A 15,152-nucleotide genomic window follows, 5' to 3' on the forward strand; every position below is an offset into this window, starting at 1 on the left:
ACTAGTCGATGAAATATCACACGTATAGCATGCCGTTGGGATCGACCCAGCCGAACAATGCCCGTTGCGTCTCCAAGAAATCCATCGAAGATGAAAACAAGACATTGGCGGGATCAACAAAAGAGAAGCCTGGTGGGTGCGTGCCTCGCCCACGCGCTGCACGACGGGTATACCGACGCTCTGTACGCCTTCCTGCCGGTATGGCAGGCGCAATTCGGCCTTTCCTATGCAGCGCTTGCCATCGTCCGCGCTCTCTACTACGGGACGATGGGAGGACTGCAAATTCCGGCGGACCGGGCGCTGCGCGGCTTGTCGCCGCGAGCGGCGCTGATCCTGTCGACCGTCCTCGCGTCGGCGGGCTTGCTGATCATGGCCTCGCCGTTCGGCTTTGCGGGTCTTTGCGTCGGCCTCGTGGTGGCCGGCATCGGATCGAGCATCCAGCACCCCTGTGGCTCGTTGCTCGTCACCGCCAGTTATGGCTCGGCATCGCGGCATCCACTCGGCATCTACAACTTTTCGGGCGATCTCGGGAAAGCCGCGTTGCCGGCACTGGTCGCGGTGCTGTTGCCGGTTCTCGCCTGGCAGCCGGTGCTGGGCCTGATGGCGGTGCTTGGAATCGCCCTGTCGGTCGCCCTGGTGCCGCTGGCGCCGGCGGCCCCCATCACCAGGACCGCCACGACGGGGGCGGCTTCGGGCCAAGGCCGCGGCGGCTTCGGCATTCTGACGACGATCGGCGCGCTCGATACGGCGACCCGCATGGGCTATCTGCTGTTTCTGCCCTTCCTCATCCATGGACAGGGCGGGGACTCGGCGACGGTCGGACTCGCCCTCGCCCTGCTGTTCATCGGCGGCGCGTTCGGAAAGGCGACGTGCAGCCGGCTTGGGGAGCGGCTGGGTGTCGTCGGCAGCGTCATGGTGACCGAAGCCGCCACGGCCTTGCTGATCGCGGCGACGCTGTTCACGTCACTGACACCGACGCTCATCCTGCTGCCACTGCTCGGCATCGTGCTCAACGGTACCTCTTCGGTGCTCTACGGCACCGTGCCGGAGCTTTCCGACGGCGATACGGGCCGGGCCTTCGCGGTCTTTTACACGAGTGTGATCGGTTCCGGAGGCTTGGCACCGATCCTCTACGGCGCGATTGCCGATCACAGCACCCAGACGATCGGCGTGCTGGCCTCGGCGGCGACCGCCGCCCTGATCGTTCCGCTTGTCCTGACGCTGAGGCCCCATCTGAGCGCCTCCGCTGCGGGACCGCATGGGAAGCCCGGCCTGACGCGCTCCGCATGAAACTCTCGCCACCACAGGAAGGATCGTCCAATGAACACCGTCCCTCAAGCGCCGCTGATTCTGATAACGGGTGGAGGGCGTGGCGTGGGCGCGGCGACCGCAAGGCTTGCCGCCGCACAGGGCTACGATGTCGCGATCAGCTTCGTCGCCAACGAGCCCGCCGCCCGTGCGGTGGCGGCGGATGTGGAAGCTCTGGGGCGCCGGGCTTTGCCCGTGCGCGCCGACAGCGCGGATCCGGCGCAGGTCGCCCAGCTGTTCGCCGCGATCGACCGGGAGTTCGGCCGGATCGACGTCCTGGTCAACAACGCTGCGGTGCTTGCGCGGCAGTCCCGGACCGAGGATCTCGACTTCGAGCGGATGCAGCGCATCTTCGCGGTCAACGCGATCGGCCCGATCCTCTGCGCGCAGCAGGCGGCGAAGCGCATGTCCTATCGCCACAACGGGCGGGGCGGCGTGGTGATCAACATCTCGTCGGCGTCGGCCCGGCTCGGCAGTCCAAACGAATATGTCGACTACGCCGCCTCCAAGGGCGCCCTTGAGACGTTCACCACGGGCTTCGCCAAGGAGGTCGCGCGGGATGGCATCCGCGTCAACTGCATCCGCCCCGGGCACATCTACACGGACATGCATGCGAGCGGTGGAGAGCCGGGACGGGTGGATCGCGTCAAGGACTCGATCCCCATGGGCAGAGGCGGTCAGCCCGAGGAGGTCGCGCGGGCGATCCTATGGCTGGCAAGCGCCGAGGCGTCCTTCATCACCGGCACCTTCCTCGATGTCACTGGCGGCAAGTGAGCAACGGGATCGGCGCCAGCCCCTTCCCTCGATATTGAGATGGTCCCCGTTTCCCGGACAGTCGGATAAGCTTGGTTCGCCCAGGATGAAGGACGGACCCGATGACGGGGAATCGGAAGCGCTATTCGGCGGAGTTCAAGGCGAAGGTGGCGCTGGAGGCACTCAGGGGCGAGCTGACGGTGTCGCAACTGGTCGCCAAGCACGGCGTTCATCAGACACGCCTCGGGCTACAAAGAGAGGGCCGGGGCCGAGGGGGCAATGAGTCGCTGCAAGCGCATCATCGGCGACACCTTGCGCTCGCACAAGAAGCTGGCGCAGCAGGCCGAGACCCGGATCGCCGTCACGGTCCTCAACCGAATGCTCGACCTCGGACGCCCAGAGTCCGTCCGCGCCGCCTGAAGACCAGCAAACCGGAGCAGCGCACCGCCCTTCCGCCGCCTCCATGCACCAGAGCAGCCGGTGCGCCTCGGCCGAGTTGGGCGCAGGGTTTATGAAGTGGGTGGCGCCTCCCGATCCTCTCAAACAACAAGCGAAATCGCGCCGGGACCTTGTTGCATCGAGACGGCTGGTTGCTCGACTTGAGGCGTGACAGTAGAAGGCCAGCCCTTCGCTGCCGTCTCGGTTTGATCATGCCGTTCAAAGCCAACGCGTCCCGCCGCCATCGCATCCCGAAGCGGCGCCATCGGATTCGCAACTGGGCGGAGTATGACGCGGGGCTTCGGGCGCGCGGCAGTCTGACGGTCTGGTTCACGCCGGAGGCCGTCGAGCGCTGGCGGGCGGAAACGCGGGCCACGCCGGGTGGCCAGCGCACCTACTCGGATTTGGCGATCACCGCCGCCCTGACCTTACGCGCCGTGTTCCGGCTGCCGCTGCGCCAAACCGAATGGCTGGTCGGCTCCATCCTTCACCTGCTCGGTGTTGGAACTGGCCGGTCCCGATCATTCGACCCTCAACCGGCGCGCCAAGATTGTGCGATTGCCGGTCGTGCCGGCCGCCTCGGCCGGAGCCATCGACCTTCTGGTCGACAGCACGGGCGTCAAGCTGTGCGGGCCGGGCGAGTGGCTGGTCGAAAAAGCACGGAACCCAGCGCCGACGCGCCTGGAAGAAGCTGCACGTCGGCATGGATGCGGCCGTGGCGGAGCACACACCGGACGCCGCGGTGATCGTACCCCCCCGCTCCACGGCGGTGCCGAGTGCGACCGCTGAAACCAATCCAACACAGCGCGATCAGCACCTGCAGTCCATTGCCGAGCACGGACGCATGGCGTGGCAGAAGTTTCCGCACCGGCGATCGGCGGACCACCGAGATCACCATCGCGGTCCGGATCCTGAACCGCATGCTCGACCTCGGACGTCCGGACTCCGTCCGCGTCGCTTAATCAGGACGCCGGAAAAGGGCTTCTTGCGGCTGAATCCACCTCGCTGCAACAAGGTCGGTGCCCGCCTCGCTGCAACACGCCGTCACCCGCCCCCGAGCAGGCGGTCGGCGTTGGCATTGAGGTCGCGCGTCAGGCCCGCGAGCCCTTCGTTGCGCAGCGACGTCTGGAACTCCGACCGTTGCGCGGCCAACTGGCTGACCGTCCCCTTCGCCAGCACGTCGAGGATTTTCCAACGCCCACCCTCCGGGCGCAGCACATAGGTCAGCCGCACCGGTGCCTTTTCCGGCCTGGCCAGGGTGGTGTCCACCAGCGTGGTGCCGCGTGGGCCTGGCCGCTCGCCGTCGATGGTGATGGTTTGGCCGTCGTAGCGATCGAAGCGGTCCACATATTGCGCGGCGCCCCGCCGGGCGAAGGCGTCGAGCGCCCGGCGCTGCTCGTCCCCGTCGGCGCGCTCGAAATAGGGGGCGGAGGCGATGCGGAGCGCGGCGTCCAGGTCGAAGACGTCCTGCATCACGGGCAGGAATCGCTCAAGCCGCGCGCGCTTCGACTCCCGCGCCCCGCGCTTCATCAGGTCCAGCAGGGCCTCGTTCAGCCGGGCGACCGGCGCCGACGCGCCGGCTTGCACCGCCTCCGGCGCCGATGGGCCGGGTTGAGCCAGCGCCAAGGGTGGGCCGCCGATGGGCAGCGCCGTCATGACGAGGAGGAGCAGGATGGAAAGGCACGGCGTGTTTCGGGTGGATGCGGCCATGGCCTTCTCCGTTGGGACTCCATCGACCATCCGACACAACGGTGCCGCCGGGAGCAGACGGGTTCAACCGTCCGTGCGGGATGCGGCGCGAGGGCATCGTGGTCTATTCTGAAGGAAGCGTGCAGACAAAGGGGAGACTCCGTATGGAGCGCCAATTGACACGCGAAGGGCCGACACGCGAAGAGCCGACACGAAAGGCTCGCTGGAGCCCCGCCGCCGACCATCCGCTCTACGGCTGCGACGCCCTGACCCTGCTGACGGTGGTGCGGCGGAACGGGTTGCCGGGCGCTCGCCACGCGGCGACCCTGGCCGCGGCCGTCGCTTCCGCTCTGCTGCGCGCGCCCTTCTCCCTGGCGGAGCGGGCGTGGGTGTCCTGGAAACGGCGGGGCGGCGAGCCGCTGCCGGCGCCGGTCTTCATCGTCGGCCACTGGCGCAGCGGGACCACGCACCTCTACAACCTGCTGAGCCGCGATCCGCAGTTCGGCTTCATCGCACCCATCGCGGTGGGCCTGCCGTGGGACATGCTGGGGCTCGGCGCGGTCCTGCGTCCGCTGCTGGAACGCGCCCTGCCGGAACGCCGCTACATCGACAACGTGGCGGTCCGCCCGGACTCCCCGCAGGAGGACGAGATCGCGCTGGCCAACATGTCGCCGCTGTCCTTCTATCATGGGCTCTACTTCCCCCGGCACCTGGACGGGAACCTGCGCCGCGGACTCTATTTCGAGGGCTGCAGCCCGGGCGAAATCCGGCGCTGGCAGGACCGCTTCGTCCATTTCCTGGAGAAGGTCGCGCTGTCGCAGGGCGGACGGCGCCTGTTGATCAAGAATCCGGTCTACAGCGCCCGCATCGCCATGCTGAGGGAGATGTGGCCGGACGCGCGCTTCATCCACATCCACCGCGACCCGATGGCGGTGTATGTCTCCACCATCGGCTTTTACCGCACGCTCCTCGACCAGTTGGCGCTGCAGCCGCACGGCGCCATCGACGTGGAGCAGGTCGTGCTCGACCACTACCCGCGGATCATGCAGGCGCTGCTGGACGACACGGCCGGCCTGCCGCCGAACCGCTTCGTCGAACTGGCCTTCGAGGATTTCGAGCGGGCCCCACTGGCCGAGGCCGAACGCATTTACCGGACCATCGAGCTTCCGGGGTTCGAAGCCGCGAAGTCCGGGTTCGAGGCCTATCTGGCCGAGGTGCGCGGCTATTCCAAGAACCGGCACCAGCTGTCCGACGCCGGACGCCGACGGGTGGAACGCCACTGGGCGCCCTTCCTTGCCCGCTGGGGGCAGCCGGCTGCCGCCCCGTGATCCGCACGGCGCTGGTGGCCGGCATCCTGCTGCCGGGCTGGCTGCTGGGTTTGACGGTGCCCGCGCTCGCCCAGTGCCGGACGGTGGACATCACGGCCAACGGGCGCCCGGTGGTCGGGATCGAGGAATTGGCCGTGGATGGCGAATCCGGGCGCGTGCTGCTCTCCGCCTACGACCGGCGGACGGAGCCGGACAAGGCCGGGGGCGGGCTGTTCGCGGTGCCGGTCGACGCCCTTGACGCGGACCATGCGGACGCGGTCGAGCTGACCGCCGCCTTCCGCCCCGCCGGCGGCTTCCGGCCGCACGGCATCGACCTGCGCGTGGAGCCGGACGGCACGCGGTCGGTCCTGGCGGTCAACCGTCGCCTCGACGGAACCACCGCCGTCGAGCGCTTCACGCTGGACGGGGCGGCGCTGCACCACCGGGGATCGGTCGAGGCTCCCCTGCTCTGCCGCGCCAACGATGTGGCCTTCCTGGATGGGGACCGTTTCCTGTTCACCAGCGACCACGGTGGCTGCGGCCGGTGGGCGGTGGCGCTGGAAAACGCGCTGAGCCTCCGCCGCGGCTTCGTCGGACTGGTCGAGAACGGCGCGGCGCGGGTGCTGGCCGACGGCATCGGCTTTGCCAACGGCCTGCTGGCGGAGCCGGACGCCGACCGCCTGTACGTCGCCGCGACGCGGGAGCGGGCGGTGCTGGCCTACCGCCTGTCGGCGCTGCTCGGCGCCGCCGGAACGGCCCCGGTCGCCCGGATCCCCGTGCCGGGCGGCCCCGACAACCTGAGCCGGGGTGCCGGTGGAGGATCTCTGGACGGCCGGGTGCTGGCGGCGGTGCACCCGTCGCTGCCGGCGCTGGCGCTGCACCGCTACGGACTGCCGGGTGGCACCACCGCGCCGGCCCGCGTCGTTGCGCTTGGCCCGGAGGGCTTGGACACGCTGTTCGATGACGACGGAAGCTTCTTTTCGGCCGGGACCGTGGCGGCGGCCTGGGGCGGCCGGCTCATCGCCGGATCGGTGATGTCGGCGCGCCTGCTGCTGTGCGGCGCCGCGACCAGCGGTGCCAGCCGATCATCAGGCTGGGCAGCACGATCAGCGCCGACACGACCGTGAAGGTGATGGCAATGGCCAGAAGCATTCCCATGCTGGCGAGCCCGCGGTGGGAGGAGATGGCCAGCGTCGCGAAGGCCGTGCTGGTGGTCAGCGTGCTGACCAGCACGGCGAGCGGCGTGCTGGTGATCAGCAGGTCCATGCCGTAGTCGGCACCGCCATCATCCGCACCGCTGCTGCCCGCGCGTTCCAGCTCCTGCCCGCGGGCGACCATGTGGATGCTGCTCGACACGCCCAGCGCGAACAGCAGCGGAATGACGATCACGTTGGCGAAATTGAAGGGAATGTCCAGCAGCCCGGCCACCGCCATGGTCCACAGCGCCGCCACCGCGAGCGGCGCCAGGATCAGCACGATGCCCTTCAGGCTGCGCTGCACGGCCAGCAGCAGAAGGGCGATCAGCACCAGGGTCAGCGCCGTCGCCTCGGCAAAGGCGCGCAGCACGATCCGCCCGGCTTGCGTCACGGTCACCGGCGCCCCGGTCGCGTGCGGCGCCATGGCCAGCACCGCGTCCGCAAAGCGCGCCATGTCGCGGCCGTCGGAGATGTCGTGGGTCGGCAGCACCTCCACCCGTGCCCGCCCGTCCGGCGCGATCCAGCGGCGGCGGATGGAGTCCGGCACGTCCGCCACGGTCACCGGCCACTCCACCTCCAGGCCTTCGCGCAGCCGCTGCAGCAGGGGCGGGATGCCGCCGGTCAGCACCCGGTCGAGCGTCGCCAGCGCCGGCCCGTCCTGCAGGGGAATGCGCTCCAGCGCCCCGGCGAAGCGTTGCGCGGCGGCTCGGGCCTCCGGCGTGCCGCCGTCGCCCACGGCGAAGCGGGCCAGCGCCGTGCGCAGCGCGGCCACGGCCTTCGCCCGCTCCGCCGTGGACAGGGGCGCCGCATCGGCCGTGTTGGCGGCTGGGGCGGCGAGGCTCGGCCCCAGCAGCAGGGCCATGTCGCCGATGATCGGCAGCTTGGCTTCCTGGTCCTTGGGAATGAAGCCGGCGAAGGTCCTCACCCCGCCCACCGTCTCGTTCCCGCGAAGCCGGTCGGCCGTGGCCTGCGCCGCGGCGAGGTCCGGCTCCAGGATGTTGATCGAGTAGGGCGAGGTTTGCGGCACCGTCGCCAGCTCGCGGTAGGTGCGCACGGCCTCCGTCCGGCGGTCCTGGAGGTTCAGCGGGTTCACGTCCAGCCGCACCAGCGGCAGCGCCGCCAGCGAGCCCAGCACCGTCAGCGCCGTCAGCACCAGCAGCGCGCTGTTGTGGCGGGTCATCCAAGCGGCGAAGCCGCGGCTTTCCCGCTCCACCGTCACCACGCCGGGGCCGGGCGGCAGCAGGATAAACAGGGCGGGCAGCAGCGTCAGGCTGATGACCAGCGCCACCACCATGCCCAGGCCGGAGATCACGCCGAACTCCGCCAGCCCCAGATAGTCGGTCGGCACGAAGGACAGAAAGCCGATGATCGCGCAGACCGTGCTGAGCGCCAGCGGCGGCCCGACGCCGCGCGCGGCCTCCAGCACCGCGGCGCGCACCGGGCGGCCCCGGCGCCGCTCTTCCTGGTAGCGCAGGCCGAGATGGCTGCCGAAGTCGTCCCCCAGCCCGAAGAATATGACGGCGCAGGTGACGGAGATCAGGTTCAGCCGCCCCACCGTCAGCGCCGCCAGCCCGGCGCTCAGCGTCAGGCCGAGGACCAGCGTGATCATCATGCAGAGGATCATCCGCCAAGACCGCATGCCGGCCGTCAGAACCGCCACGACCAGGACGAAGGACAGCACGGTGGCGAGGCCCGCCGTGTCCTCCACCGTGTCCAGCTCCGTCTGGCGCAGCGCGATGGCGCCGGTGATGTGGGCCTCAACCCCGACGCCCGAAGGCTCCCCCTTGATGGCGGTGACGGCGCTGCGCACCGCTTCCAGCGCCGGGCGCCCGCGCCCGAAGGACGCGTCGCTGAGCACCGGCCGCGCCGTCACGAAGCGTCGGTTGCCGAACCGCTCCTGCTCGTTCAGCTTGACCAGCCCTGTCCAGGACACCGGTTCCGGCGTGCCGGCCGCGACGCTTTCGGTCGAGGCGGCCAGCCGGTTCATCAGGTCGGCCAGCGCGGCCGGCGCGTTCTCGCCCGCATGCTCCAGCACGAGGTCGAACATGCCGGCGAGCCCACGCAGGTTCGGCGCCTCGTTCAGGGCGCCCAGCGCCGCCTGCGCGCCGGCCAGCCGCGTGGCGAGGTCCTGGAGCGCGGCGGTGTCGAGGAACAGCAGTCCATAGCGCCGGAAATACGGGTCGGCGGAGGGCACCTCCACCTCCGCCAGCGCGTCGGGGTGCCCGCGCATCAGCTCCGCCAGCCGCAGGGCGGCCGCGTCGGACTGGTCCGGTGAGGGGGAATCGACCACAACCACGATCTGGTCGTCGGCAAAGGGGAAGGCTTTCCGATAGGCCTCCGCGTCGCGCCGGAAGGGCGTTTCAGGCGCGATCATGTCGGTGGTGCTGGTGTTGATGCGCAACGCCTCCGCCGAGTACCAGCCGGCGAGCACCGACAGCAGCACCGTCACCAGGACCGTTGCGCCGGGCCACCGGCAGGCCGCCACGCTCCAGGAGGCGAGAACGGCGTGCGCGCACCCGGTCAGCCGCTGCAACGCGGAACGGGGCAAGATGGAAGGGGGCACGGGGGTCTCACCTTCTCCTCAATCAGCGGAGCGGCCAGCGGGGCTCGCAGCCGGTTCCGTGATCCAACAGGGCGGGACGGCGTTCGTGTGATCCATCGTCAGCGATCCCCGTGATCAGGGGAACCGCTCGCCGTGGAAGATACGGTACTTCGCGGCTCCCGTGTTACCGTAACGCCCGTTTTCCCGCGTTTCGTCGCCCCGTTCGGCCCGGTGGCATACCCTGGGTGGCATACCGTAGCACGCACACGGCGGGGCGCGGCCTTACGGTAGGATGGCTGGACCGATGCGTGCCGGATTGGGGCACGCTCATCCGAAACCCAGGGCCGAAACCCAGGGCCGAAACCCAGTGCCGAAACCCAGGGCCGCAAGCCGGTGCCACAAGCCGGTGCCCCAAGCTGGTGATCGTCATGGCGCTGTCACTTGTTACGGGCGGTAGCGGCTTCATCGGAAGCCACCTCGTCGCCCATCTGATCGCCCGAGGCGAGTGCGTGCGCGTCCTCGACACCTGCGCTCCGGAATTCTACGCCCCGGAATTCCGGCCGCCGGGCGTGGAGGTGGTGCAGGGTTCCATCCTCGATCCTGCGGCGGTCGACGCCGCCCTGGACGGCGTCCGGGTTCTGTACCACGTCGCCGGGCTGCCGCAACTCTGGCTGTCCGACAAGGAGGCGTTCGACCGCGTCAACCGGCAGGGTACCGAATGCGTCCTGGCCCGAGCGGCCCGTCACCGGCTGGAGCGGATCGTCCACTGTTCGACGGAGTGCGTTCTCGTCGGGCGGCACGGGCCCTGCCAGATCACCGAGGCGACCGAGGTGCCGCTGGAGGACATGGCCGGCCCCTACTGCCGATCGAAACACCGGGCCGAGCGGGCGGCGCTGGCCGCGGCGGCGGCCGGGCAGCCGGTGGTCATCGTCAATCCAACCGCCGTCATCGGCCCTGGCGACCGCGGTTCGACCCCGCCGATGGCGATGCTCCGCCTGTTTCTGCGCGGCGGCCCACGCGTCATTCTCGACTGCATGCTGAACCTGGTTGACGTCCGCGACGTGGCCGCCGGCCTGGCGCTGGCCGCCGAGCATGGAAGCACCGGTGAGCGGTACCTGATCGGCGGGACGAACATCCAGTTGTCGACCCTGGCGCGCCGGCTCGACCTGCTGGCGGGCCGCGAACCATTGCGGCGGTGGGGCATTCCCGCTTGGTGCGCGCTGGCCTTCGCCCATGTCGATGAATGGGTCAGCGACCACGTCACCGGCCGGCCGCCGACCGCGCCGGTAACGGGTGTGCGCCTTGCCCGCGCGTCCGGCCGGTTCGACAGCAGCAAGGCCGCGGCGCAGCTGCGCTATCAGGCGCGGCCCTTTGCCAGAACGCTGGGCGATGCGGTGGCATGGCTCGATCAAGAGGCTGGCCCGCTGACACGCCATCCGGCCCTTCTCCACAATGGCATTCCTGCGGGGTGACGCCACGACTGCAACGCCGGGATGGCGCTCGTGCACGGACGCCTCCGGTTGATGCGAATGCGTACCGCGTTGGCGGCCTAACGGTCCGCTACCCCGTTGGCGAATTGCATGATCGAGCTAGGCGCCAGGGGGCTTCGGCCGGGCGGCGTGGTCGCTTCGCTGGCCCTAACGCGCTGCTCCAGCGGGGCCACTGCCCCACCCGGTTGCGCCCCGGTCGCCAAGCTCAGACCGATTTACGCACCAACATCAACAACCTCGCGGTCCGACCAGGGTCCGCGAGGTTACTGTATCCTGGCGAAGGATACGCGCTGGTTACTTCAGTCGCCTCGCCGGTATTTGGCTCAATGCTGCTGGAACGTCTCGACGGAAGGATACCGCCATGGCCCTGTTGATTCCACGATTGGCCGTTCCGATCGGAACTCTGTTCATGGCCGTGATGGCGGTGATGGTGGCCGGGTGTACGTCGCCCCAGACCGCTGAAAGGCCGGTCGGCCTGCCGGAATCCGCCAGGCTGCGCGAGGACCCAGACCGGCCGGGGGCTTGGGTCTACCGAGTTCCGAACGTCGACTTCCGACGTTACAGCCGATACATCGTTGAGCCGGTCCAGGTGTACCGTGGATCCGAGGCGAGCTTTGCCGACTTGAGCAGCGCGCAGACCGACGAACTCGCGCAGCTGATGACCAGCGAAGCCCGCCGCGCGCTGGGCGACGCCAACCTGCTCGCGTCGCGTTCGGGGCCGAATACGGCGCGCATCGCCATCAAGATCGTACGCGTCGAGCCGACCGTCCCCGGTGCAGCGACGGTGTCGCGGCTTCTCCCCATCGGTGCCGTCGCCAACGCGGTCGAAGGTGCGTCCGGCGGCAGCGGCACCTTCACCGGTGCGGCGGTCCTGTCGGCCGAGTTCTACGACTCCCGGACGTCGAAGCTGCTCGGCGCCGCGGTGCGTCGCTACCACCCGGCGACGTTCAACATGGAAGCGACGCTGTCGACCATGGACACGGCGCGCGCGGCCATGCAACAGGCGGCGCAAGACTTGCTGTCAAGCCTTCAGCGCGCCCAAGCGAGCCGTTGAACGAGCCGCCGAACGAGCCATCGAACATGGGGAGGCGAAACGGTTGGGCGTGAGGCGCCAAAGCATGGATGCAGACCATCAACAGCCACGCTCCGGACGGCAGAGACTGGCCCATGAGCTGGAAGAGTATGCGGTCGTCGCCGCGTATCTCTATGTCTGCTTCGGGGCCATCCTGCTCTACAAGGCCTCGGTGCTGGAGGACCATGGCGTCGCCGTCCCCTACTACGGGGTCGGCCTTGCCAAGGCGTTGATCCTCGGCAAGTTCATGCTCATCGGGCAGGCGTTCCACCTTGGCGAGCGGTACCGGAACCGGCCGCTGATCGTGGTGGTCCTCTTCCAATCGGCCATCTTCCTGGTGGTGCTGGCCGCTTTGACGTACGGGGAGGAGATCCTCGTCGGCGCGATGCGCGGGCGAACGGTGGCGCAATCGGTATCCGACATCGCGGACGGAAAATGGCAGGAGATCGCCGCGACCTGCTTCCTCCTGTGGCTGATCCTGCTGCCGTATTTCGGTGTGCGGCAGATCGGCCGGGCGCTGGGGGACGGTGTCTTGCGTCGCATGCTCTTCGGCAAGCGGTAAGGGCGAACGGGATGCTCCATGGGTGTCGTCATCCCTTCTTGCCCGAAGCCCTTTTTGCCAAGGCATCGCTCCTGAAGGCTTGCGCGGCGGTTCTGCTCGTCCTCGGGGGATTGTGGCTGCCGTGGACGGCGCCCGCCGTGGCCCGCGACGTCAATCCGCTCGAACCGATCGACACCTCCAGCCCGCGGAACACGCTTCAGGGCTTCCTCGACTTCACGAACAAGGCGTCGGAATCCGCGTACGCGCGCCTGACGACCTATCTGGCCTCGTCGACGCTTTTCCTGTCACCCGACGAGGTTTCCGCCATCCGCGGGGCCATCCATTATCTGGAGGCGGCCGAGCGGACCCTCGACGTGAGCGGCCTGCCGCCCGCCACGGAGCGGGAGTCGGCGCGCCGGCTCGTCATCCAGCTCAAGGAGGTGCTCGATCGCATCGACGTGCCGTCCTTGCCGTCCGTTCCGGACGCGGAAGCCATGGCAAAGGCGGAATTCAAGCGATGGACGCTGCCCGGAACCGAGATCCGCATCACCCGGGTCGAGACGGGACCACGGTCCGGGGAATATCTGTTCGACCCGGAGACGGTCGCGCGCCTGCCGGAGTTCTACGCCAAGGTCGCGCACTTGCCCCCCAAGAGCGGGGCGACACCGGGTTGGTACGAGTTTTCCGCCTACATGCCGAGCGGCGTCGCGCTTGCCCTCTATCGCGTCGTGCCGCCGCGCTGGATCCTGGACGTGCCCGGATGGGCTCAGGTGCGGCTGCTCGACCAGCCGATGTGGCGCTGGATCGGCGTCACAGGGCTGCTGGCGCTCGGCCTCGCCGTCGTGCGGCTGTGCGTCCGCCTCAGCCGCTCCTGGGCCAAGCGAAGGCCCTCCGCAGCACGTTGGGCGGACGTGCTGCCGCCCCTCGGCCTCGCCATCGTGGCGCCCATTGGCGCGTCGATCCTGGCCGACGTGCTGCGGGTGTCCGGCGACGTCTACCAGGTGCTGACGCTGTCGATGTGGGCCCTCTATTACGGGGCGCTGACCTGGGCCACATGGGTTGCCGGAGGTGCCCTGGCCGAAAGCCTGATCGTCGTGGACCGGCTGCGCGCGGGCAGCATCGACAGCCAGCTCATCCGCATGGTCCTGCGTCTGCTGACGCTCGTCGTCGCGATCGCCATCCTCGTCGCGGGGGCCGACGAGATCGGGCTGCCCGCCTATTCGGTGGTCGCGGGCCTGGGGATCAGCGGCTTTGCCGTCGCCTTGGGCGCGCAGCAGACGCTCGCCAACCTGATCGGTTCCATCATCATCATGGTCGAGAAGCCCTTCACCATCGGGGATGCGGTCAAGGTCGGGGGGGTGGAAGGGCAGGTGGAAAGCGTCGGCTTCCGCAGCACGCGCATCCGCACCTCCTGCAATTCCCTCGCGACCATTCCCAGCAGCGTGGTGGTGAACAGCACCATCGACAACATGGCGGTGCGCGATTACTGCCAGATCACAGCGACGCTGCGGCTTGCCTGCGACACGCCGGCAGCACTGGTCGAGGATTTCGTTCAGATGATCGGGCAGGTTCTGCGCCGCCACCCGGACGTCTCCCCGGACAGCGTTCAGGTGACCCTGTACGACGTGGGACCGCAAGGCCTGACGGTCACGCTGAACCTCTCCATCAAGGCCTCCGCCGCGACGAGCGAATTGGCCGTGCGGGAGCGGATTCTCCTGGACGTCCTGCGCTTGGCGGAGTCCAAGGGAATACGGTTCCCCATCCCGGCGTGAGCGTCGCGCACGGCGAACTTGCCCGCGGAGCGATCACAACGCCTGCGGGGCGAAAAAGAACATGACTCTCCAATCGCGCTTGACGTCCACGACGGTCCATCGGCCCAACGCCGCGGCCTCCAGCGCCGTGTCGAGGCGGTCGGGTCCGGATTGACGGTCGTAGGCGTATTCGCGTTGCCCGTCGGTGTGATGCACGAGGACGCCGAGGCGGCGCCCACCGGACATCGTCGCCCATTGCAGCGTGTCGAGATCGCCGTCGGAGTTCCCGAACGCCGCGATCGGGCGGTGACCGATCTGCTGATGGATGCCGACCGGCTTGCCGGCCCCGGCGTCGAGGAAGCGCACCTGCGGCAGCCGGAACAAGGTCGGCCGGCCGTCCCGCCGTACGAAGCGCGTCATGACGGTGGATCCGACGATCTGCTCCGGCGGCACGCCAAGCCGCGGCTCGGCCATGGCCCGGACGAACTCGACGTCGCCGCTCGACACGATGACGGTTTTGAACCCATTGCCGCGCAGATAGGCCAGAAGCTCCAGCATCGGCTGGTAGATCAGTTCGTCGTAGCGACGGTTGTAGCGCGGGTGCCTGGCGGTCACGAGCCAGTCCCGGGCCGTCCTCCGGAACTCCTCCGGAGTCATGTCCGCGTGGATCGCCGCGATCAACGCCGTGACGCCCTGCTGGCCGGCGGCGCGAAGCGCCGTCACGTCGCCGCCGAGCGCCGCCTTGAAGGGCTGCTCGTCCCGCCATTCCGGGTGCAGCGGCGCCAATTCCTTCACCCGATCCAGGGCGAAGGCAAGCTGGACATCGACCGGTTGCTCGACCCACAGCGTGCCGTCGTCGTCGAAGGTGGCGATCCGCTCGGATGGCGGAACGAAGTCCGGAGAGCCTTCCCGGGTCACATCCGCAACGAAGGCGATGATCGCCTGTTTCGCCGGGCCGTCGTTCCACGACGGCAAGGGATCGGTCTGCGCAGCGGCCCCCGGAAGCCACGCCGCCATCGCGACAAGCACCAGGGCGCCGATCCGTACCGAGGGAATCGTCATCGA

At 69.0% G+C, this 15,152-nt stretch carries 12 protein-coding genes and 2 pseudogenes; 11 read left to right on the forward strand and 3 right to left on the reverse strand.

All coding sequences use genetic code 11. The features are described from left to right. Positions 1 to 132: 132 nt before the first annotated feature. The 5 genes and pseudogenes from ACSVC7_RS17725 (at position 133) to ACSVC7_RS17745 (ending at position 3,461) form a co-directional block, all read left to right on the forward strand. Positions 133 to 1,290 (forward strand): MFS transporter, encoded by a 1,158-nt coding sequence (locus ACSVC7_RS17725; RefSeq protein ID WP_448205639.1) that lies wholly within the window; start codon positions 133 to 135, stop codon positions 1,288 to 1,290. 30 nt (positions 1,291 to 1,320) lie between these two features. Continuing rightward, positions 1,321 to 2,082 carry an SDR family oxidoreductase gene (locus ACSVC7_RS17730; RefSeq protein WP_448205640.1) on the forward strand — a complete coding sequence of 254 codons (762 nt, stop codon included), beginning with the start codon at positions 1,321 to 1,323 and terminating at the stop codon, positions 2,080 to 2,082. 101 nt (positions 2,083 to 2,183) lie between these two features. Next, positions 2,184 to 2,300: pseudogene (locus ACSVC7_RS17735) on the forward strand (transposase); the annotation flags it as partial. A 40-nt stretch (positions 2,301 to 2,340) separates the two neighbouring features. Next, positions 2,341 to 2,481, forward strand: a complete 141-nt coding sequence (locus ACSVC7_RS17740) for a hypothetical protein (RefSeq protein ID WP_448205703.1) — start codon at positions 2,341 to 2,343, stop codon at positions 2,479 to 2,481. A 230-nt stretch (positions 2,482 to 2,711) separates the two neighbouring features. Beyond that, positions 2,712 to 3,461: pseudogene (locus tag ACSVC7_RS17745) on the forward strand (IS5 family transposase). An 82-nt stretch (positions 3,462 to 3,543) separates the two neighbouring features. On the opposite strand, the gene ACSVC7_RS17750 reads toward ACSVC7_RS17745, so the two are convergent. Beyond that, a complete protein-coding gene (locus ACSVC7_RS17750) occupies positions 3,544 to 4,209 on the reverse strand; it encodes an ABC transporter substrate-binding protein (protein ID WP_448205641.1) in 666 nt (221 codons plus the stop codon). 143 nt (positions 4,210 to 4,352) lie between these two features. On the opposite strand from ACSVC7_RS17750, the gene ACSVC7_RS17755 reads away from it, so the two are divergent. Together ACSVC7_RS17755 and ACSVC7_RS17760 are read left to right on the forward strand one after the other, a co-directional pair. After that, complete coding sequence (locus tag ACSVC7_RS17755) at positions 4,353 to 5,516, forward strand: sulfotransferase family protein (protein ID WP_448205642.1); 1,164 nt, start codon at positions 4,353 to 4,355, stop codon at positions 5,514 to 5,516. Beyond that, positions 5,513 to 6,622, forward strand: a complete 1,110-nt coding sequence (locus ACSVC7_RS17760; RefSeq protein ID WP_448205643.1) for an SMP-30/gluconolactonase/LRE family protein — start codon at positions 5,513 to 5,515, stop codon at positions 6,620 to 6,622. Before ACSVC7_RS17755 ends, ACSVC7_RS17760 begins: the two co-directional genes overlap by 4 nt. On the opposite strand, the gene ACSVC7_RS17765 is transcribed toward ACSVC7_RS17760, so the two are convergent. Continuing rightward, positions 6,513 to 9,254 carry an MMPL family transporter gene (locus ACSVC7_RS17765; RefSeq protein WP_448205644.1) on the reverse strand — a complete coding sequence of 914 codons (2,742 nt, stop codon included), beginning with the start codon at positions 9,252 to 9,254 and terminating at the stop codon, positions 6,513 to 6,515. The genes ACSVC7_RS17760 and ACSVC7_RS17765 overlap by 110 nt on opposite strands. Positions 9,255 to 9,661: 407 nt before the next feature. Between ACSVC7_RS17765 and ACSVC7_RS17770 the strand changes: the two genes are divergently transcribed. The 4 genes from ACSVC7_RS17770 to ACSVC7_RS17785 all read left to right on the forward strand — a co-directional run bounded on the left by ACSVC7_RS17770 (position 9,662) and on the right by ACSVC7_RS17785 (position 14,108). Further along, positions 9,662 to 10,705, forward strand: coding sequence for an NAD-dependent epimerase/dehydratase family protein (locus ACSVC7_RS17770; RefSeq protein ID WP_448205645.1), 1,044 nt, complete (start codon positions 9,662 to 9,664; stop codon positions 10,703 to 10,705). A gap of 379 nt (positions 10,706 to 11,084) precedes the next feature. Further along, positions 11,085 to 11,777, forward strand: a complete 693-nt coding sequence (locus ACSVC7_RS17775) for a DUF3313 domain-containing protein (protein WP_448205646.1) — start codon at positions 11,085 to 11,087, stop codon at positions 11,775 to 11,777. A 64-nt stretch (positions 11,778 to 11,841) separates the two neighbouring features. Further along, the gene (locus ACSVC7_RS17780; RefSeq protein WP_448205647.1) at positions 11,842 to 12,357 is read left to right on the forward strand and encodes a hypothetical protein; all 516 of its coding nucleotides are present in this window, start codon (positions 11,842 to 11,844) and stop codon (positions 12,355 to 12,357) included. 137 nt (positions 12,358 to 12,494) lie between these two features. Then, positions 12,495 to 14,108 (forward strand): mechanosensitive ion channel family protein, encoded by a 1,614-nt coding sequence (locus tag ACSVC7_RS17785; RefSeq protein ID WP_448205648.1) that lies wholly within the window; start codon positions 12,495 to 12,497, stop codon positions 14,106 to 14,108. A gap of 33 nt (positions 14,109 to 14,141) precedes the next feature. On the opposite strand, the gene ACSVC7_RS17790 is transcribed toward ACSVC7_RS17785, so the two are convergent. Next, positions 14,142 to 15,149, reverse strand: a complete 1,008-nt coding sequence (locus tag ACSVC7_RS17790; RefSeq protein ID WP_448205649.1) for an HAD family hydrolase — start codon at positions 15,147 to 15,149, stop codon at positions 14,142 to 14,144. Positions 15,150 to 15,152: the final 3 nt, after the last annotated feature.

Source organism: Azospirillum mesophilum, from assembly GCF_053470405.2.